Origin of the sequence: Gemmobacter aquatilis, from assembly GCF_900110025.1 — a bacterium.
Classification (GTDB): Bacteria; Pseudomonadota; Alphaproteobacteria; order Rhodobacterales; family Rhodobacteraceae; genus Gemmobacter; species Gemmobacter aquatilis.
Map to the genome: position 1 here is coordinate 428,559 of NZ_FOCE01000002.1, position 19,885 is coordinate 448,443.

General features: G+C 62.1%; 18 protein-coding genes and 1 tRNA gene. 15 read left to right on the forward strand and 4 right to left on the reverse strand.

Features of this window, described 5'->3' with window-relative positions:
* Window positions 1-104 precede the first annotated feature (104 nt).
* The 13 genes from BMX43_RS19765 to BMX43_RS05920 all read left to right on the forward strand — a co-directional run bounded on the left by BMX43_RS19765 (window position 105) and on the right by BMX43_RS05920 (window position 12,847).
* A complete protein-coding gene (locus tag BMX43_RS19765; RefSeq protein ID WP_175482032.1) occupies window positions 105-260 on the forward strand; it encodes a hypothetical protein in 156 nt (51 codons plus the stop codon).
* Window positions 261-537: 277 nt separating this feature from the next.
* A complete protein-coding gene (locus BMX43_RS05870; protein WP_139201531.1) occupies window positions 538-1,125 on the forward strand; it encodes a hypothetical protein in 588 nt (195 codons plus the stop codon).
* Window positions 1,122-1,379 carry a hypothetical protein gene (locus BMX43_RS05875; protein ID WP_091298416.1) on the forward strand — a complete coding sequence of 86 codons (258 nt, stop codon included), beginning with the start codon at window positions 1,122-1,124 and terminating at the stop codon, window positions 1,377-1,379. Before BMX43_RS05870 ends, BMX43_RS05875 begins: the two co-directional genes overlap by 4 nt.
* Window positions 1,380-1,393: 14 nt before the next feature.
* Window positions 1,394-1,897, forward strand: a complete 504-nt coding sequence (locus BMX43_RS05880) for a hypothetical protein (RefSeq protein WP_139201532.1) — start codon at window positions 1,394-1,396, stop codon at window positions 1,895-1,897.
* Window positions 1,894-2,187, forward strand: a complete 294-nt coding sequence (locus BMX43_RS05885) for a hypothetical protein (RefSeq protein ID WP_091298422.1) — start codon at window positions 1,894-1,896, stop codon at window positions 2,185-2,187. Before BMX43_RS05880 ends, BMX43_RS05885 begins: the two co-directional genes overlap by 4 nt.
* The gene (locus tag BMX43_RS05890; protein WP_091298425.1) at window positions 2,184-2,492 is read left to right on the forward strand and encodes a hypothetical protein; all 309 of its coding nucleotides are present in this window, start codon (window positions 2,184-2,186) and stop codon (window positions 2,490-2,492) included. The genes BMX43_RS05885 and BMX43_RS05890 overlap by 4 nt, the downstream gene beginning before the upstream one ends.
* 222 nt (window positions 2,493-2,714) lie before the next feature.
* The gene (locus BMX43_RS05895) at window positions 2,715-3,053 is read left to right on the forward strand and encodes a hypothetical protein (protein ID WP_091298428.1); all 339 of its coding nucleotides are present in this window, start codon (window positions 2,715-2,717) and stop codon (window positions 3,051-3,053) included.
* The gene (locus BMX43_RS05900) at window positions 3,050-3,322 is read left to right on the forward strand and encodes a hypothetical protein (protein WP_091298431.1); all 273 of its coding nucleotides are present in this window, start codon (window positions 3,050-3,052) and stop codon (window positions 3,320-3,322) included. The genes BMX43_RS05895 and BMX43_RS05900 overlap by 4 nt, the downstream gene beginning before the upstream one ends.
* A 237-nt stretch (window positions 3,323-3,559) precedes the next feature.
* Window positions 3,560-3,721 carry a hypothetical protein gene (locus BMX43_RS19770; protein WP_175482033.1) on the forward strand — a complete coding sequence of 54 codons (162 nt, stop codon included), beginning with the start codon at window positions 3,560-3,562 and terminating at the stop codon, window positions 3,719-3,721.
* A gap of 21 nt (window positions 3,722-3,742) precedes the next feature.
* Window positions 3,743-7,114, forward strand: coding sequence for a hypothetical protein (locus tag BMX43_RS05905; protein WP_139201533.1), 3,372 nt, complete (start codon window positions 3,743-3,745; stop codon window positions 7,112-7,114).
* Window positions 7,115-8,064: 950 nt separating this feature from the next.
* Window positions 8,065-8,508 carry a hypothetical protein gene (locus BMX43_RS05910; protein WP_091298436.1) on the forward strand — a complete coding sequence of 148 codons (444 nt, stop codon included), beginning with the start codon at window positions 8,065-8,067 and terminating at the stop codon, window positions 8,506-8,508.
* A 1,058-nt stretch (window positions 8,509-9,566) separates the two neighbouring features.
* Window positions 9,567-12,359 (forward strand): phage tail length tape measure family protein, encoded by a 2,793-nt coding sequence (locus BMX43_RS05915; RefSeq protein WP_139201534.1) that lies wholly within the window; start codon window positions 9,567-9,569, stop codon window positions 12,357-12,359.
* 11 nt (window positions 12,360-12,370) lie between these two features.
* Window positions 12,371-12,847 (forward strand): hypothetical protein, encoded by a 477-nt coding sequence (locus BMX43_RS05920; protein WP_139201535.1) that lies wholly within the window; start codon window positions 12,371-12,373, stop codon window positions 12,845-12,847.
* Between the two features lie 394 nt (window positions 12,848-13,241).
* Here the strand turns inward: BMX43_RS05920 and BMX43_RS05925 are convergent.
* From BMX43_RS05925 to lon, 3 genes are all read right to left on the reverse strand, one after another.
* Window positions 13,242-13,316 (reverse strand) — tRNA-Val (locus BMX43_RS05925).
* Window positions 13,317-13,335: 19 nt separating this feature from the next.
* Window positions 13,336-13,818: an HU family DNA-binding protein gene (locus BMX43_RS05930; protein WP_175482034.1), complete on the reverse strand. Its 483-nt coding sequence runs from the start codon at window positions 13,816-13,818 to the stop codon at window positions 13,336-13,338.
* Window positions 13,819-13,936: 118 nt separating this feature from the next.
* Complete coding sequence (gene lon, locus BMX43_RS05935; protein WP_091298446.1) at window positions 13,937-16,345, reverse strand: endopeptidase La; 2,409 nt, start codon at window positions 16,343-16,345, stop codon at window positions 13,937-13,939.
* Window positions 16,346-16,678: 333 nt separating this feature from the next.
* Here lon and BMX43_RS05940 point away from each other — a divergent pair, with 333 nt between their 5' ends.
* Window positions 16,679-16,996 (forward strand): Hint domain-containing protein, encoded by a 318-nt coding sequence (locus BMX43_RS05940; protein ID WP_091298449.1) that lies wholly within the window; start codon window positions 16,679-16,681, stop codon window positions 16,994-16,996.
* On the opposite strand, the gene tgt is transcribed toward BMX43_RS05940, so the two are convergent.
* Window positions 16,993-18,123 carry a tRNA guanosine(34) transglycosylase Tgt gene (gene tgt, locus BMX43_RS05945; protein WP_091298453.1) on the reverse strand — a complete coding sequence of 377 codons (1,131 nt, stop codon included), beginning with the start codon at window positions 18,121-18,123 and terminating at the stop codon, window positions 16,993-16,995. The genes BMX43_RS05940 and tgt overlap by 4 nt on opposite strands.
* A 237-nt stretch (window positions 18,124-18,360) precedes the next feature.
* Here tgt and scpC point away from each other — a divergent pair, with 237 nt between their 5' ends.
* Window positions 18,361-19,866: a succinyl-CoA:acetate CoA-transferase ScpC gene (scpC, locus tag BMX43_RS05950; protein ID WP_091298457.1), complete on the forward strand. Its 1,506-nt coding sequence runs from the start codon at window positions 18,361-18,363 to the stop codon at window positions 19,864-19,866.
* Window positions 19,867-19,885 lie beyond the last annotated feature (19 nt).

Sequence of the window (19,885 nt, forward strand, 5' to 3'; positions counted from 1 at the left end):
GGGAATCATATCGCAATATATGGAGCATTTCCGTGCGAGAACACTATCTAGCTAAGATCGCTGAATGCCAAAGACGGATTGCACACCTTAAGGAACAACCCTCATTGCGTGAGACGAAAGGAATGGTGGTGGGGGATCAACGGATCAGCGATGCCGAATTGCTGAATGCGGCGCAGCTAATCGAAATCGAGCGCAGGAAGATTGCAGAGTACCAGCGATACGCCGCCCTTTATGCCTTGCCCGCTGACGCGGGCACCTGATCGGCAAACCGCAGGGACGTTCCAGCACAGCACGCCACCACCCCGCCCGACCCGGCAGGGTGTTCGCATTTTCAGCCTGCCGTCACCCCGACCCGCCGGGATGCTGTGCAGCCGATCCGACCTGCCCCCGATCCTGCCCGCTTGCCGATCCTGCCCGCTTGCCGATCCGCCCCGCCACCGATCCACAGAATTGCCACTCCCCCGCGTCAGCGGGAAAATTCAGCTTCAAGCCCAAATTTTATGACTTGACATTTTGTGAACCGTTTTCGCAGCAAATTTGACTCTCGATTCGTTTTCTGTCATTGTGGGCTTAATCCGGGGACACCCCGACCAGAAACAATCGAGCGAATTCATGCCTCTAACCATTTCACGGCGAAAGCTTGCCCCCGCGTGGGGCGATTGCAACGCCATTACAGTTTCGCGCCGCCTAGCGGGTGTGCCGACCATTCACACCAGCACGAATGAGCACATCTATCTCTTGGCCGCTGTGCTCCCCCGCGTGAAAAAGCCGGAACACATCGCCCCGTTGTTCGCTGCGGCGACCGATGACTCGTCGCTGTATGTCGGCTCCGGGGCGGTCAACTACGCGCTGGCCGAACTTCTGGACCGCTGGCTAGCCCCAGAAATGCGCGCCCGATACCAGCGCGTCCGCGCGGGCATGGTGGCTGGGATCGCCGGGGCGCGTGGCGGGGCTGCCTATCTACCGCATATTGAGCTGATTCAGCTAAAGGCCCTGCATCACAGCGAAATCTTGCGCCATGTCGTTTTGGGCGCGCCGCTGATGGTCGATTTTTCAGCGTTCGCACCTGCCTTTGCGCTGGTTAACGGACAGTTTGAATCGTCCGAATTCGCAGGTGCAGCATGACCCGGGTTCAAGCCCTGCGCCAACTGGTCTTCACCTCGAAAAAGGCTTGCCAATTCCTTGACCGTGACCGGCCCGACGAGACGTTGAAGGACGCGCTTAACAATTCGTCGCAACTGGTGGGGGTGCTGATGCGCGGGGCGCGGCTGACCATCGAAGAAGTCAACCGGCTCGTCGATTCCATGCGGACTCGTGAGGGGTGGGTGGGTGCAACAATGAACGATGTGGAGGCCGTCCGCATGATGGCCCGGCACTGAAAACAGGAACGGAAATGTCTGATAACACAAATTTTTTCAATATGGTGAACGCTTCCCCCACCCTCACCGAACGGTGGGTCAAGGTGGCGGAAACCGTAGTCACCAGCGCCCGCGATCTATTCGGCGTCCACCTTGACCACGAGGATGTGGCCAGCCTCACCAGCGCGCGTGCATCGGTGCTAGGTGCCCACGATCTGGACGATTTCATGGCGGAGCTGTCCGCTCTGGAAAAAGTGAAGGCCCGGCAAGCCCCGCAGAGGCGGGAAGCGCCAAAGGCTTCCGCCACGGTTGCCCAGCACCACGGCACGGCGGGTGATGACGCCTACGCCCGCGCGGAAGAGCGGGCTGCGACACGGCGCTTCCACGAGGCCCGGAAAGCCGGTTTCCAGCCCCCCGCCGATGCGCCCCGGTTCGACCCGGCCAAGGCAAGTGACGTTGAGAAAATCCGCCACCTGATGACCATTTCGGACCCTTCGCGGAAAATCGCTCTGGCCCGTGCGTGGGGGCTAGCCGGATGAAGCTAGAAGAATTGCAGGACGCGGTTTTGGCATCGGACGGTGCGACCCGGATTCTTGAGGCCACCGCAGCCCTTCCATTCGATGACGATGCAACCGCCGCAATCCGCAGCCGCGTGGCTGTCGCATGGGAAGACCCCGAGGCGCTGGGGGATGCCCTGAACCGCGCCGCCGGGCTGTCACCAGACCAGATTTCCGCGCTGATCGCGCTGGACCGGGAAAGGTGGGATGCGCTGCTAGAAGAGAATGAGGCGCGCGAAGTCGCTGAAAACATAAGGAAAATGGCAGCATGAGCCGTTCCGACGAAATCTTGAATCGGCTCGTTTCGCTCACCCGCCGGGATTTTGTGGCAGCATGGGAGCGCGTCGGGACCGACGCGTTTCGGCTGCGGGCGTCCGGGGAAATCTTCACCCGCGCATGGGTAAACGCGGTGCTGCAAGAGGTCCACACCGGGGCCGATCTGGACGCCATGTTGCCCGCGCCGCCACCGCCGCCACCCGCCCCCGTAAGGGCGGGGGAACCTAGCACCGCCGCGCAATGGCGCAGCATTCGCGAAGCGGACGAGGCCGACACGCGCCGCACCCGTCGCCGCCGGTAATAACAGCCCGGCGGGGCGCAACATGCGCCCTTCGGAAGGGATGACGCCCCGCGTCATCTATGGCGCTGCCAAGCGCCAGCAGGCGGGACCATCAACCGCGCTTCACCCGGCCCGCCTGCACCTCTCTTTCACCACATCGGCGGCTTGTCGTGTGCCGCCGTCAGGCGGGGGCGAAAATCTCCAGCGCCCCCGCCGCCCTTCCAAAAATCCAAGAGACTTAAAATGACTGAACTTGATATTTCGCACATCGAAAACACCGTTGTTGCGGATTGCGCCCACCTTCTGAACGACCTGACCCACGACCGGCATCGCATCACGTGGCGCATATCTGGCGCGGATGTTGCGGCGATTGAAGCCGAAATCGGTGTGCGGCTGACCCGCCTAGTCCTGCGGCACGACAACTTCCGGCCCGCGCATGACGAATCAGACGATTGGGAAAGCCGGTGCAAGTACCGCACGACGGTGCAGAATGTCTGCCTGCGCCACCCTGAAGATTTTCGGATTGCGCTTGCTGAACTCGATGTTCGCGGGAGGCTGGCAACTGCGCTGGGGCTAGCATGAGCGCCCGCGACAAGCGACAGCAAGCCGAAGCTGACCACCGCCGCGCCGCACATCGGGACAAGTGGCGGGCGGCACATGCTGCCCGCGCCGGGTGGACCGGCGAAGACCGCGCGGCAGAGGCGGAGGCGTTGCAGGCGCAGATTCAGTCCATGGTCGAATCTGGCGCTGTGACCGTCTGCCCGCCCGATATTGCGCTGGCCAGCCGCACGACAGGCCACCCGGACACCGCGCGGCTAATTTCCGGGTGGGTCACCACCCCCACCCAGTAACGGATTCGTGATCTGGGGCGTTTGTGCCAATTTCCGGGCCGCATGTGACTTTTTGTTTTTGGCGCACCCCGCAAGCCGCTGATCTGCCCGCAAAAGGGATGTGACATTTTTCAGTTTAGCCTCAAGCCTGAAAGTCGGCTTCAAGCTTAACTTGCTGTTATTGCTATATTTTTTTCTAGACTCACCCCGCTTGGGTGTGCAAGGAATGCTGAACAACCCAAACCAAAGGAGACCCACATGACCGTCATCAACCTGCCCGCCCGCGCCGCCGCCGAAAACGAAATCATCATCCTCGCACATGAGCTGGTGCAGCGCGCCGAAGAGAACCCCGGCGGGGCCGTTGTGGCGCAGTTGGCCCGCCGGATCAGTGACACAGCCGATGCGCTGGCCCGGACCTAAGCAAAAGAAAGAAGACCTGACTTGAATAAACAGACCGCAACTGACTTCACCTTGCCGCCGGGCGTGATCGGGATTCCGCCCGATCTGGACGCCCGGCCCGACGCAGCGCCCGAGGTGGAAACCTTCAACGACGCTGAGCTTCTGGGGGCTGAAACCGAAGGCTACACGGCGCTGCTAGGTCAGCCTGCAACGCTGCTTCTCGGATCGCTCTACGGTGCCAAGGATCGAAACAACACGCAGGACGGAGACTGGTCTCCGGTCACCATGCCGTGGGTACAGTGGCTGATCGGTGGTCCCGGCGACAAGAACAACGCGCCGTGGGGCTTCACGCGGCACCCGGTGAACAAGGCCAAGGAAGGCGCTTGCGTTGTTCTAGGCTCTTCCATCGGCAAGGCCCGCAAGGCCAGCGCCATGGAAACCATGTATGCGATGGGGCTGGATATTGACGCAGGGTTCCCGCTCGACTCGATGCTCGACAAACTGGAAGAGCTGGGGCTGTTCTGTCTGGTCTACACCAGCCACAGCCACGGCAAGAGCGGCTTGCAGCTCAAGCATGGCGATGTGATCCGCAAGCTAAAGATCAAGCCCGCCGAATTGGACCTTTCACAGGTCCGCCGCTACCTGCGGGAGTTCGACAAGAACCGCTATGAAGAGACCTTCATTCAGGCGGTGACGATCAAGACCGCGAAGAAGCATGTGAAGGAAGGGCTGGTGATCGAACTCGACACGCCCCCCCTCGACAAGTACCGCCTGATTTTTCCGCTGGAACAGCCGGTCAAGCTGATGGACCTTGCCGACACGGAATCCGAATGGCTGGCGCTGTGGGAAGACAAGATCACCGGCCTAGCCCGCGAATTGCTGGGTGTCCACTTCGACACGAGCTGCACCGACCCTTCACGCCTGTTCTTCACGGCGCGCCACCCGAAGGACGCCGCAGACTGGTATTGCGCAGTCGTGCGTGGTGATCCGCTGCGCTTTGAAGATGTGCCGACCGTCAAGAAATCGACCTACCTGAACACGCGTAAGCCTCTTAACGCGTTCGAGATGGCAGGCGGGGTGGCGGATGCGGGGGACCGTCCTGCTCAGGCGCTGGCACCTTCGGGGGCGTCCCTGAACGACTGGCATTCCAAGGCCAAGGACCGCTTCCAGATGGCGGACCTTCTGGAAGACCTTTGCGCGGATCGGCTGCGGCCCGCGAGCAATGCACAGGGGCAGGTCCATATTGAGTGCCCGTTCGAACACGAGCATTCCAGCGAGGGCGGCACCGCCTGCGATGCGCGCAACGCTCTGGACAGTTCGTCCGGGTTCTGGACGTGGGGGTGCCACCATGACTCGTGTCAGGGGCGGCACAAGCTGGCGTTCCTTGAAGAGGCGTTGCGCCAGAACTGGTTCGATGAGGACCAGCTCTTCGGGGATTCCGTATACATGATGGACGGCCCGGAGTACGAAGACGAGGGAGACGACAGCGCCCCTGCGCCCGCCGATAGGACGGCGCGCCATGCTGTTGCCGCCGCATCCACGCGTGACGTTCTATTGTCGCTGGTGGAAGGGTTCGACCTAGACACGACAGAAGCCGAAGTCTGCGCCGTGATCCGGCAGGCGCTGGAAACCAAGGCGGACAAGGCCGCACAGGGGCGCTTGAAGGCCGCTGTCACCGGCAAGACCCCGATCAAGGCCAAAGCGTATAACGACCTGTGGAAGCAGGAAGCCGAAGCCGCCCGCAAGAAACAGAAACCGAAGGGAGATTCCGGCGCGGGCGAGATTGAAACCTGCAATATCAAGGACCACTTCCCCGACCAGACAGAATATGCCCGCCGCCGCATCCGCGAAGAGAACGAAGTGTCCCCCCGACTGTTTCAGTTCGGCGGTGCATATGTCACGGCTGACGCCGTCCGCCACCGTGTCCGCATGGCCGAAGGCCGGGAAAGCATGTTCTCGACGCTGGAAAAAGTGACCCGGTGGGAAACCCTCGTAAAGTTCGGTGACGAATACGTCCCCCGGCTGGTATCGCCGCCGGAAGCCGTGGTTCGGGCGCTCGCCATGGATCACACCTTTGCAGATTCCCTGCCGGAACTTCTGGCGGTGCCCTCGACGCCGTTCTTTGACGCAGAGGGACGGCTAGTTGCCGAAGATGGGTATCACGAAGGGGCAAAGGTGTACCTGGCGAATGGTGACTTGGAACTCCCCGGCGTCAGCCGGACCCCCACGCCGGAAGAGGTGTCAGAGGCCAAGCGCCTGATCGTGGAAGAGGTGCTGGCGGACTTCCCCCTTGGCGGGATGGATCGGGACCAGATCGTCGGAACCCTGACAGCGCCCGGCCCGAATGACCATGCAGTTACCCATGCCGTTGCCTTTGCGCTGTTGCCGTTCTGTCGTGATCTGATCGACGGGCCAACGCCGGGGCATATGTTCACGAAGCCCGGACCCGGCACAGGTGCGTCTCTTCTGGTGGATGCGCTGACCACGCTCGCCTTGGGGACGCCTGCGCCTGCCATGGCGCTGCCCGGCAAGCCTGATGAGATCGGCAAGACCCTGTCGGCAACGCTTGCCGAAGGCGCGAGCGTGATCCTGTTCGACAACGTGGGGCAGGCCATTGCCAGCACGGAATTGGCTTCCGCGATGACTGCACCGACCTATAAGGCCCGCATCCTTGGCAAATCGCAGACTGTGGAAGTTCCGGTTCGCGCCGTATGGGCCTTCACCGCGAACAACGTCACGGCTAGCAGCGAAGTGCTGCGGCGGCAGGTGCTTATCCCGCTGGACGCGGGCGTGCCCGATCCTGAAAAGCGGACCCCCGGCGGCGGGTGGCGACATGCCAGCCTGCGGAACTGGGTCAAGGACAACCGCCCGGCGCTCGTGGGGGCGTGCCTTACGCTCGTGCAGAACTGGGTGGCCGGTGGCATGGTCAAACAGAAGAGCGCCGTTATGGCGTCCTATGAGGAATGGGCCGGGATCATGGGCGGAATCCTAGCCGCAGCCGGTTTCCATGGCTTCCTTGATGGGCAGGAAGTGGAACGCAAGAAAGCCGCAGACGACACCGCAGACGGCTTGACGCAGCTTCTGTATGCCTTCGCAGAGTATCCAACTGGAACCCTGTTTCGCCCCGGCGGGAACCGTGCCTTCAAGGGGCAGAAGACTGTCAGCATTCAGGCGCTTTTGAACGGCGAAGACCGGGCGAAGATCGAACCGGGGGACGACAAGCCCGACCCGATTCAGATCAACGGTTGGGGCTATAGCTCGTTTGACGGGGCCTATAAGACGGCGGGGCGGATCACTAGCGGGATGAAGGTGTTTGTCCGCAAGCCGTATCAGGTGGAAGACCAGTTGCTGACCTTCACCGAACTGCCTGACAGTCGGGGCGGGGGAGTCGTGTACCAGATGGACAAGAAGTGAAGTGGAGAGGGCCGCCGTTAGGCGGTCTTTTCGTTTGCAGGGGTGACGCAGGGTGACGCAGGGGTTAAATCATTGTATTATAACGAAAAACAGGGGTGCAGGGGTGCGGTGTGTGCGTACGCTATATAGAAAAGACATATATTCACGATTTTCCCCTTTTTTGACGTGGACTCGCGATTAGGGGGGTCACCTACTATTTTAGTCAGGAATTATTTTGGTAAATATATTCATTCTCTATACATAAGCTATTAAAGATACCCCTGTTACCCCTGCTATCCATGCAAAGGCCTTATTTCATTGGGCCAAATCGTGTAGGGTACGAAACTGCACCCCTGCGACCCCTGCGCCAAACCACCCGCCGGGTGGGCGATACCCCCGCCACACAAGGCGCGCGGCGGGGGTATTCGTCAAAGTGTTACATCCACCCTTCCCGCGTGCAGTAGCACACCCGGCAATACAGCCCGTCGCCCGTGTCAACTTCGGACTCGCCGGTGCACCGATACGGGTTAGCGGCGTGACCTTCACAAGGCCCACCAAGCACGAACTCTGGCCAGATCGGCGGATCAAAGACAGGCCGCGCCTTGACCGCCTCACCTAGCTTGCGGAACGGGGGTTCCATGACCTCCAGTAGGGGAAATTCCAACTGATAGAGGCGTGGAGTAGAAGAAAATCCAATTTTCATGTTGCACTCCTTGTGCATGTTGCGATAAACACAACACAGGTCTTGGCGGACTTCTGTGTTAGTGCGATGATTCGGCATTGCCGAATTCGCACTATACACGCGAACTCACTACCGAGAAAACCCCCGGCACATTTTGCAAGTAAATTGAACCGCTTATGCGGTTCTATGCCGTAAGCCACCAGCTACAACCCTTCCCGCGTACCATCAATCTTGACTACACCCACGCCAGCGCTGTTCTGTATGTGTCGGGGCAAAACGCAGGTGTGACATGCAGCGACTGAGTGCGAAGGAAAAGCTGGGGCAGAAGGTGCTGGTGCGGACTATCAATGAGTTCCTGCGCCGCCGCCTGTTCACTCTTGAAGCGGGCGGAAACCACTGGGAAAACCCGGTGATTGAATTTGAAATGGCAGGCATCCCCGCAATCGCTAGCGTTGCCGACATAGGCCACGAAGAGCTGTCCATTCATGTGACACTGTGGCCGAATGCCCATGGCCGCGAATTCATTCGTGCCGCTGCACTACATTCCAGCCATCGCCTTGGGCGTGGTGGCTTCTATGCTAGTGCTTGGCTTGAACGTAAGAAGGGGGCTTGGCTCCAAACTTCTAACGGGTTGCCGAGTGTTTCCTGCACCCGTGATAGGCAGGGTGAGGTGGAGCGCCTGCCATGGGAAGAACCGTTGGGATTCAGCGCCGAGGGGAAGTTCTTTGTATGACCCCGAAAACCCCTCCCCAGCCGCCGCGCGTCACGACCACCCCGAAAAATCCGCCGAGGTTGCACTATACCCGACTAAGTGAGTCGTGATTCGCTGAATCGCCCCGATCTGCCCCCGAACCCGCTGACGCGGGCACCCCTCTTTCCCCCCTCTCTGACCACTATATGTTGTGTTTCGGCCCTCAAACCGGCCTGATAATCCCCACCACGCGGCACCACCACGAGCTAAGCCCTTGATTCCAATCAGATTCATTGATTCATATATGTGAATCTGAATATAACATAATGGGTGTTATCTGCCAAAGTGGGCCAAAAACCGCGCCAGATCGCCACCGCCACACCGATGCACAGACCTGCCAAACCGGCATCCTGGAGCGTCTCTGAGGGGGCAGAATGGGTGGCTGAAAGGACCGTTCCCCGCGTCAGCGGGGCAGAATCTAGCCCTATGCGGCTAAATGTGACATAGGCACAATATATAGCGACCGGGGGCTCCATTGGGGTAGTATCCGAAGCGAAAAAACGGCGTGCAGATACCGTAAGCGGGTTGCAGTCGCCATTTTCGGTTCCAATATCGCGATTTGGCTCCGATTGTCACCGGATCGGAGCCACACCGCCAAGGGCCTATGTGACCTTTCATTGCCCCGGTTCACATGGGCCTGTTTTGCCCGGTTTTCACCGCTGATCCATGCAACTTTCACTGCAACCGCAGGAAAAACGAGGTGCACCCCCCCGCCGGAAAGCTCTGCAACCGCGCCCTGCAAGTTGCAAAAAGGGGAGGTGCCGCCGAAACACTCCACCCCCTTTCCGAAACGCAAAACCCGACATTTTTTGTAAGCAATTTTCTGGAAAAGGTTGCATAGGCGGAAAACCGCCGATGCCGTTTAGTGGGTGCCAACTGCCTTCGGTGGTATCCTTCAATGGTCAAGTCAGTTGGTCGTCTTTGCGCGGGGCGGCAGACCATCGCCGCCCCGCGTGCCTTTCAACTGGCCCGAGCTTGACGCCTCACAACTGACAGCGCCGCCCGCCCCCGACCGGCCCGGCCAAGCGCAAAGACAGCACATGACCGTAAAAGAACACGAACTTCGCCTAAAGATTAACGCCGAAGCCGCGAAGGCAGGCGCGCGGGATTTCACGGCGGCACTATCCGCCGTCCGCAAGGCCGTGGAGGGCCTAGAACGCGGAACCGACGGCGCGTTTACCAAGCTCAAGAGCTTGAAGCCGCAGTTTGACGTTACGCCGATCACCAAGGCCACCACCGCCACCCGTGACCTATCATCGGCCATGGATCAGGCGGGCACCGCATCCGCCAAGATCGGCACCACCACCCAACGCGCATCCCTAGCCGCTTCCATGGCCCTGCGGCAGGCATCCACCAGCGCCCAGAAACTCGCCTTCCGGCTGGACGATCTGGGCGACACCGCCGCGCTAGATCAACTGGACGCAGGACTCGACCGTCTGCACGCGCAACTCCGCCGCGCGCCTGATCTCGCCGGGGTTCGCGCCGCGCGAAACGAATATGAAAATCTCCGCACCGAATTGACGCAGGCCGCAACCGCCGCCGAATATGCAAAAGGAGCGCAGGCCCAACTTGATCGCCAAGCGCGGGAATCCGCAGCCGCCGCCGATAAGCACGCCGCCTCGATTGCCAGCCTGCGTGCCGAGTTCCAGCCATTGTTCGCCGTCTCGAAACAGTATGAGGCGCAGCTAGACCGCATCGCCGCCGCCGAACGGGAGTCGATCCTCACCAGCGGACAGGCCGAGGCCGCGCGTCAGCGCGCCGCACAGGCCCTTCTGGTGGCAGGTAATGCCGCCGATACCTTCGCCGGTTCGGGTCGCAATGCAGCCTTCGCGGCGCAGCAGGTGGGCTTCCAACTGACCGATATTGCGGTGATGCTGCAAGGCGGCATGTCGCCCCTATCCATCATGATGACTCAGGGCGGGCAACTGGCTGGCACTTTCCAGACGTTGGGGAGCCGCGCCCAAGTTTTCACCGCCCTGAAAGCCGGTCTAATGGGCATGGTTAGCCCCATGTCGCTCATCACATTCGGCGCAATCGGGCTAGGGGCTGCCCTCTATTACGGCCTCTCAAAGGCCATTCCGCCCACAAGGACCCTATCCGAAGCCCTCTCTGATCTCGATTCCGCACTGTCCAAGGCCAAGACCACCAGCCGCGAGGCTGGGGACATGAATCACATGGTGGAGACGTACGGGGCTGCAACAAAGGAGGTGCAGGCCCTTGTCGCTGCCCGCCGTGACCTCGCCAAGCTGGATGCGCAAGACGCGCTCAAGGCCGCTCAGAAATCCTTGTATGAGGAATTCGGGGGCGTTGATATGTGGGATTCCTTGGCCGGGTTCGCCGACACCGCAGAAGGCCGCGCCCGGATGCTGGCAAGCCAGCTAGACCTGTCCGCCACCGCCGCAAAAGAGCTTGAAGCCGCGATGCAGAAGGCCCGGACAGCCACGGACGCCGAGTCGATGGCCACGCAATATGCAGCGATGCGGAAACAGATCGTGTTTTCCGCTGGTGGCATCGCCAAGTTGACCAAATCACAGAAAGCGTTCGTGAACGGGTTGACCGAAGCCGAGTCCAAGGCCCGTGAGTTTGTCGCGCTGGACATGGCCAAGCCGGTAACGACCGCCAAGACAGCCACAGACTCGCTGGCGGGTAGCATGGGCGGAGTCGCGGCTCAGGCCGAACGCGTGCTGAACACCTTGAAGGCGCTGGCGGGCGTAAAAATCAACATCAGCGCCCCCACCATCACGACGCCGACCCTGCCCAAGGCAACGCCGATCAGCACCGCCCCGGCAACAAGCGCCACCCCCGCCGCGCCGATCAGCACGGGTGGCGACATCTTCGCCAAGCTGACGAAAATTGAGGATGTGGCATATCGGACCCCCGCCGCGACCAAGCCCGCCGCCGCAATGACGGTAGGCGAGATGCAGGCCGTGATTACTGCCAGCGTGACCCACACCGGGGCAATGCAGGCCGAAAAGACCGCCGCCGAAGAGCTGACAGACTCGCTCAAGGAGCGCCTAACAAGTCTTCAAGCCGAGACACTGACCTTGCAGACCGTTGCGGCGGGCACCTATGCCACGGATGAAGCGGCGCGGCTCTATGCAGAAGCCTCGATTACCGCCACGGGCGGAATCGACCAGCAAACCGCCGCGATGATCCGCCAAATCGACGCCGCCGGGAAGCTGAACGAGGCCCTGACACGGGTTGCCCGTGATCCGGTAAACGACTGGATTCAGTCTGTGCCAACTTGGGTTCAGGCCGGGCAACAGATCGAAACACAGGCCCTTTCCAGCTTGTCGGATGCAATCGCCGGGCTTGCCACGACTGGCAAGTTTGACTTTGAATCGTTGGGTAACTCGATCTTGCAGACCGCCGCCAAGGTCGCGGCAGATATGGCCGTGCGGGAAATGGTGGGCTTGTTCGGCGGCAATATCAGCGGCACCGGCACCGGGGGTTTCGGCCTTGGCAACGTGCTGGGGGCGATGTTCGGCGGCACTGTCGGGGCCTTCTCAGAGGGTGGATATAGCACCCGGCCTGTCGGGTTCGCGCCCACGTCCGCAGCGAACTTCCACAATGCCCCCCACTTCGCGGAAGGCACCACCAACACCAGCGGGATTCCAGCCGTGCTACACCCCAACGAAGCTGTCATTCCGCTGTCGCGCGGGCGGAAGATTCCTGTGGAGATGGGCGACAGCGCAGGCGGGGGAACCGTGGTCCACATGCCGCAACACATCACCATTAACACGCCAGACGCAGACAGCTTCCGCCGCAGCAAGAAACAGCTTGCCGCCGATCTTGCAGAGACCGGGCAACGTGCCGTCCGGTCTATCCGGTAAGGAGTCCAGTCATGAGCGTAGTAATGAACGCGTCACAGTTCCTTGCCGGATTGGATGACGCCGAAGCCGAGGTGAAAATCATCATGCGCAACCGCGTCCGCCGATTGGTGGACGAGGGTTTGCGCCGGTTGCTTGCCAAGACCCCCGTGAACACGGGCGAAGCCGCGATGAACTATGTGGCGACAGGCGGCACCCCATACACCGGCCCGGTGAAACAGGCAGGCGACCCGGTGGAGCCGACGAACGACTTGCCATTGGGCGCAGAACGCCTGCGCCCAGCCGCCGAAGCTGTGGCCATTGCCACCATTGGCACAGTCGATTTTTCGGACCCGTTCAACGTCTTCTGGATCACCAACAAGGCTCCCCACATCGGGGGACTCGAAACTGGCAGCCTTCCGCAGGCCCCTTATTCGCCCCGCTCCCCGGCGGGCATGTTCGGTGTCACGATTGAAGAACTTGCGGCCATGCTCGAATCCGGGCGCATCTAGGAGTCCACCCATGACCTACGTTTCCCCACCCCCGCCGCATCCCCTTGGTCAGCACCGCCCGGCAATCCAGCGCGAGCTAGACCGGCGGGGCCTCGATTGGTCAGGCCGCAAGGTGCAGAGACAGCCACCACCCGAGGCAGAGGCAGAACAGCCCGGCGGGGAGGAAGATCAGGATTACAGTGAGGGGGATTGAGGCCTTTTGCGATTCGGCTTGAAGCTGAAAATGCGTGTCCGAGACGGGGGAGAAACTGCCCCAGAAACGGTGCATAGGCAGTTATCGGGGCACCAAATTCCACCATACCGCCACCATACAAAAAGGCCCGCTCTACCATACACGGTGAGCGGGCCTTCTTTTTAAGTGCTTGATTTTCCATGGGAAAATCTTGCGGTATAGTGGTGGGCGATAACGGATTTGAACCGCTGACATCTTCGATGTGAACGAAGCGCTCTACCGCTGAGCTAATCGCCCGATGTCGCGGTGTTTAGCCTTACTCTTCGGCCTCCGCAACCCCCTCTGTCACATCTTTTTTGCCCGCTTTCTTGCCCGGCTTCTTCTCGCCGCCCCGCTTCAGTTTCACGACCAGAAGCTCGCCATCCCCATCGGTTTTGCCCTTCTGGCGGCCGACCTTGGCCTTGCCCAGCGGCGGCAGGTTCAGATCCTGCCCCTTGGACAGGGCATCGCCAATCGCAGCCAGCGTCGCATCAACAACCTCGCGCACGCCCTTGCGGTTGATGCCGGTGGCCTGCACGACCAGCGTCACCAGATCCTTGGTCTTGAGCACTTCACCCGCCGGGGTCACGGTCACTTCGGGCAGGCCTTCCGGCGCGTCGCCCGTCAGCACCGGATCGGCACCGGCAGCCTCGGCCAGCGCAGCGGCCTTGGCGCGCGGGCCGGGGCGGGCAGCGGGGCTGCGGCGGGCGCGCGGTGCGCTCGATGCAGCGGGTTTGGCATTTGCAGGTTTCTTGGCCATCATGAGTCCCTGATATTTCTTGCTCTGCAGTGACCATAGGCCATTATTTACCCACTGGAAACAATAGCTTTGTGCCGCCGCCCATGGCAAAGGGGCGCGGTTTCCCGCGCCCCCCTGATCAATGCGCCAGTTGCCCGGCCTGCGGTTCCGGCGTGGTCTTGCGGGCCGCCGCCGCCGCTTCTTCTGCGGCCTCGTCCCATTCCACCGGCTCGGGGCTGCGGGTCAGCGCGAGCTTCAACACTTCGCGCACATGGGTCACCGGAATGATCTGCAGGCCCTGCTTCACATTCTCGGGGATCTCCGCCAGATCCTTCTCGTTTTCCTGCGGAATCAGCACCGTCTTGATGCCACCGCGCAGGGCCGCCAGAAGTTTCTCCTTCAACCCGCCAATGGCGCTGGCATTGCCGCGCAGCGTCACCTCGCCGGTCATCGCGATGTCCTTGCGCACCGGAATGCCGGTCAGCACCGAAACAATCGCCGTCACCATGGCCAGACCCGCGCTCGGCCCGTCTTTCGGCGTCGCGCCATCGGGAACGTGAACGTGGATGTCGATCGCCTCGAATTTCGGCGGTTTCACCCCGATTTCCGGGCTGATCGAGCGGACATAGCTCGACGCCGCCTCGATCGATTCCTTCATCACGTCGCCCAGTTTCCCGGTCGTCTTCATCCGGCCCTTGCCCGGCAGCTTCAGCGCCTCGATCTGCAGCAGATCACCGCCGACGCTGGTCCAGGCCAGACCCGTCACCACGCCGACCTGATCTTCCGTTTCGGCCAGACCATAGCGATAGCGTTTCACGCCCAGATAGCCTTCCAGCTTCTCGGGGCCTACTTCCACCGTCTTGGCCGTGCCCTTGACGATCTCGGTCACCGCCTTGCGCGCCAGCTTGGCGATCTCGCGTTCCAGATTCCGCACCCCCGCCTCGCGGGTGTAGGTGCGGATCATCTCGGTCAGCGCCTCATCCGTCACCGAAAACTCGCCCTTCTTCAGGGCATGGCCCTCGATCTGCTTCGGGATCAGGTGCCCCTTGGCGATCTCGCGCTTTTCGTCCTCGGTATAGCCGGCCAGAGAAATGATCTCCATCCGGTCCAGCAGCGGGCCGGGCATGTTATAGCTGTTGGCGGTGGTCAGGAACATCACGTTCGACAGGTCGTATTCCACCTCAAGATAGTGGTCCACGAAGGTCGCGTTCTGTTCCGGGTCCAACACCTCCAGCATCGCCGAGGCCGGGTCGCCACGGAAATCCTGCCCCATCTTGTCGATTTCATCCAGCAGGATCAGCGGGTTGGTGGTTTTCGCCTTTTTCAGCGCCTGAATGATCTTGCCGGGCATCGAGCCGATATAGGTGCGCCGGTGGCCACGGATCTCCGATTCGTCGCGCACGCCGCCCAGCGAAATGCGGATGAACTCGCGCCCCGTCGCCTTGGCGACAGACCGTCCCAACGAGGTTTTCCCCACGCCCGGAGGGCCGACAAGGCACAGGATCGGGCCTTTCAGCTTGGCCGAACGCGCCTGCACCGCAAGGTATTCGACGATCCGTTCCTTCACCTTGTCCAGACCGTAATGGTCGGCATCCAGCACCTTCTGCGCTGCGGCCAGATCCTTCTTGACGCGCGACTTCACGCCCCATGGCACGCCCAGCAGCCAGTCCAGATAGTTGCGCACCACCGTCGCCTCGGCGCTCATCGGGCTCATCGACTTGAGCTTCTTCAGCTCGGCATCGGCCTTCTCGCGCGCCTCTTTCGACAGGGCGGTCTTGGCGATCCGCTCTTCCAGCTCGGCCAGTTCGTTCTGCCCGTCCTCGCCGTCGCCCAGCTCCTTCTGAATGGCCTTCATCTGCTCATTCAGATAATATTCGCGCTGGGTGCGCTCCATCTGGCTTTTCACGCGGGATTTGATCTTCTTTTCCACCTGCAGCACGGACATTTCGCCCTGCATGTGGCCATAGACCTTCTCCAGCCGCTGCGAGACATCCAGCGTCTCCAGCAGCGCCTGTTTCAGCGCCACGTCGATGCCCAGATGGCCCGCCACCAGATCGGCCAGCCGCGCCGGTTCGCGCGTGTCCGAAACGGCGGCCAGCGCCTCTTCGGGGATGTTCTTCTTGATCTTGGCGTAACGCTCGAATTCCTCGGCCACGCCACGCAGCAGCGCATCGACGACCGCCTGGTCGCCCGCCACCTCGGCCAGCGGCTCGGCCTGCGCCTCGAAGAACGAGTCGTTGGTCAGGAAGCCGGTGATCTTCACCCGCGTCTTGCCTTCGACCAGCACTTTCACCGTGCCGTCGGGAAGTTTCAGCAATTGCAATACATTGGCCAAGACGCCGGTCCGATAGATACCGTCGGCGGCCGGATCATCCAGCGTGGGGTCAATCTGCGACGACAGCAGGATCTGGCGATCCTCCGCCATCACTTCTTCCAGCGCCCGGACCGATTTTTCGCGCCCTACGAACAGCGGCACGATCATATGCGGGAACACCACGATATCGCGCAGCGGCAATACCGGATAGCTGGGGGTAAGATGTTCGCTCATTCGCGTTTCCTTGTCTGGCAGGAAGACAGTGGCCCCGCTCATCGGCAGCCTTCGCCTCCCCCTGTCGCCCCTCATATCTGGGGGCCTGTCATCAGAGTGTCAACTCCACCACCGATCACTTTGCGCCCGCGCCCGGCGGGCTGCAAGCGGGGCTTCGGCGCAATTTGATGCGTGTCGCGCAACCCTTTGTCGCCCCTGCGGGAATTGTTGAAGAATGTCGCCCACTTGCCCCGCTTTTGCCACATTCAGCCGCAATCATGCCCCAATCGAACGGGTGCGCAGATGCCTGTCGATTCTTGTTGAGGCAGCAATACAACATCCAGTCAGGCGATCATGTTCCTGTATACAGTCAAGGCGCGCGGCAGCCAGCCGCGCGCATTTTCCATTCCCGCAGCGGCCCTGCCCGGCTTTGTCGCCGGCACGCTGATTGCAACCCCGCTGGGCGACATGCCGGTGGAACGGCTGGAGCCGGGCGATGCCCTGCTGGCCGCCGATGGCCGCATCCTGCCGCTGCGCAGCGTCAGCCGCCGCCTGCCAGCCGATGCCCCGCCCCAGTTCCATCTGGCCTGTGACCGGCCCGAGGTGCTGCTGGCCAATGGCCTGCCCGTGGCCACCCCCGGCCTGCCCCTCGCCCCGCCGCATCTGGCCTAAAGCGGCTCGATATCCCCCTCGGCGCGCTGCGCGTGGAACGCCGCCACGAAGGCCGCCAGCCGCTGGCCCGCAATCGCATCGCGCAGCCCCTGCATCAGTTCCTGAAAGTAATGCAGGTTGTGCCATGTCAGCAGCATCGAGCTGATGATTTCCTGCGATTTGAACACATGGTGCAGATAGGCGCGGCTGTAGTTGCGGCAGCACGGGCAGGTGCAATCTTCGTCCAGCGGGCGCGGGTCGTCCATGTGGCGGGCGTTCTTGATGTTCACCTGCCCCCGCCGCGTCCAGCCCTGCCCGGTGCGGCCCGAACGTGAGGGCAACACGCAATCCATCATGTCGATGCCGCGTTCCACCGCGCCCACAATGTCATCGGGCTTGCCCACGCCCATCAGGTAGCGCGGCTTGTCGGCGGGCAGATAGCCCGGCGCATAATCCAGCACGCCGAACATCGCCTCCTGCCCCTCGCCCACCGCCAGCCCGCCCACCGCATAGCCATCAAAGCCGATCGCGGTCAGCGCCTTGGCGCTTTCCTCGCGCAGCTCCGGCGTGACGCCCCCCTGCATGATGCCGAACAGCGCATGCCCCGGGCGGTCGCCGAACGCATCGCGCGACCGCTGCGCCCAGCGCATCGACAGCCGCATGGATTTCGCCACCTCTCCTTCCGTCGCAGGCAGCGCCGGGCATTCGTCGAAACACATCACGATGTCCGATCCCAGCAGCTTCTGGATCTCCATGCTGCGTTCGGGCGACAGCATGTGCTTGCTGCCGTCGATATGGCTGGAGAATTTCACGCCTTCTTCCGTCAGCTTGCGCAGACTGGCGAGGCTCATCACCTGAAACCCGCCGGAATCCGTCAGGATCGGCCGCTCCCAGTTCATGAACTTGTGCAACCCGCCCAGCCGCGCAATCCGCTCTGCCGTCGGGCGCAGCATCAGGTGATAGGTGTTGCCCAGCAGAATATCGGCACCCGTGGCGCGCACGCTTTCGGGCATCATCGCCTTCACCGTCGCCGCCGTGCCCACCGGCATGAAGGCGGGGGTGCGGATCTCGCCGCGCGGGGTCGAAATCACCCCGGTCCGCGCCGCGCCATCCGTGGCCTGAAGCTGAAAGCCGAATTTGCCGCTCATCGCATCTGTCCTTCTCGCAAGCGCCCTTTCCTGCGGCAAAGCGCGGGGCTTGCCAAGGGGCGGGCGGATATTTCCCGCCGCCTGCCGCCAATCCGCCCGCCAGCCCGGCGCCAAACGCATACCTCACCGCCACCCATGCATTCAGCGCATACCTGCCAAAACATGACAAAGCCCAAAGATCATGCTTTCAGAATACGATTGCATACCGCGACCGCCCGTCGCCCGAGGAGACCCGCCATGACCCGCATCCGCAACGCCGCCCTGCGCGCGAAGATCATGCCCGCCGAACAGGCCGCCGCCCTCATCCCCTCCGGCGCCGCCATCGGGATGAGCGGCTTTACCGGCTCGGGCTACCCCAAATCCGTCCCCCTCGCCCTCGCGTCGCGGATCGAGGCGGAACATGCCGCAGGCAACCCCTTCCGCGTCAGCATCTGGACCGGCGCCTCCACCGGCCCGGAACTGGACGGCGCGCTGGCCAAGGCCAATGGCATCGAATTCCGCCTGCCCTACAATTCCGATCCGATCGCGCGCGAAAAGATCAATTCCGGCCAGATGCAGTATTTTGACATGCATCTGAGCCAGGTGGCCCCCATGGCCTGGCAGGGCTTCCTTGGCCCCTTGGATACCGCGGTGGTCGAGGTGTCGGGCATCACCGCCGACGGCGCGCTGATCCCCTCCTCCTCCATCGGCAACAACAAGACCTGGCTCGACATCGCCGACAAGATCATTCTGGAGGTGAACAGCTGGCAAAGCGATGCGCTCGACGGGATGCATGACATCTATTACGGCACCGCCCTGCCGCCGCACCGCAAGCCCATCCCGCTGGTCAACCCCGATGACCGCATCGGCCAGCCGCATTTCCGGGTAGACCCGTCGAAGATCGTGGCCATCGTCGAAACCGACACGCCCGACCGCAACGCCCCCTTCGCCAAACCCGACGCCGTGGCCGAGGCCATCGCTGGCCATCTGCTCGATTTCTTCCGCCACGAGGTCGCGCGCGGCCGCCTGCCCGCCAGCCTGCTGCCGCTGCAATCCGGCGTCGGCAATGTCACCAATGCCGTGCTGGCCGGGCTGATCGACGGCCCCTTCACCAACATGACCGCCTTCACCGAGGTGATTCAGGACGGCATGCTGGACATGATCGAGGCGGGCAAGCTGCGCATGGCCTCGGCCACCGCCTTTTCGCTGTCGCCCGATGCCGCCCATCGCTTCAACGCCGAGGCGCACCGCTTCCGCGACAAGCTGATCCTGCGCCCGCAGGAAATCTCCAACCACCCGGAACTGGTGCGCCGTCTGGGCTGCATCGCGATGAACGGGCTGATCGAGGCCGACATCTACGGCAACGTGAATTCGACCCACGTCATGGGTTCGCGCATCCAGAACGGCATCGGCGGCTCGGGCGATTTCGCGCGCAACGCCTCTGTGTCGATCTTCATGACCCCCTCCACCGCCAAGGGCGGCAAGATTTCCGCCATCGTGCCACAGGCCGCACATGTCGATCACATTTCCCAGGACGTGCAGGTGATCGTCACCGAACAGGGGCTGGCCGATCTGCGCGGCCTGTCGCCGAAACAACGGGCCGAGGTGATCATCGCCAACTGCGCCCATCCCGACTATCGCCCGGCGCTGCAAGACTATTACCGCCGCGCGCTGGCCACATCCTACGGCAAGCACGCCCCCAACCTGCTGGCCGAAGCGCTGTCCTGGCATCAGCGCTTTGTCGAAACCGGCACAATGCTCTGAGCCGGGCCCACTGTAGAAC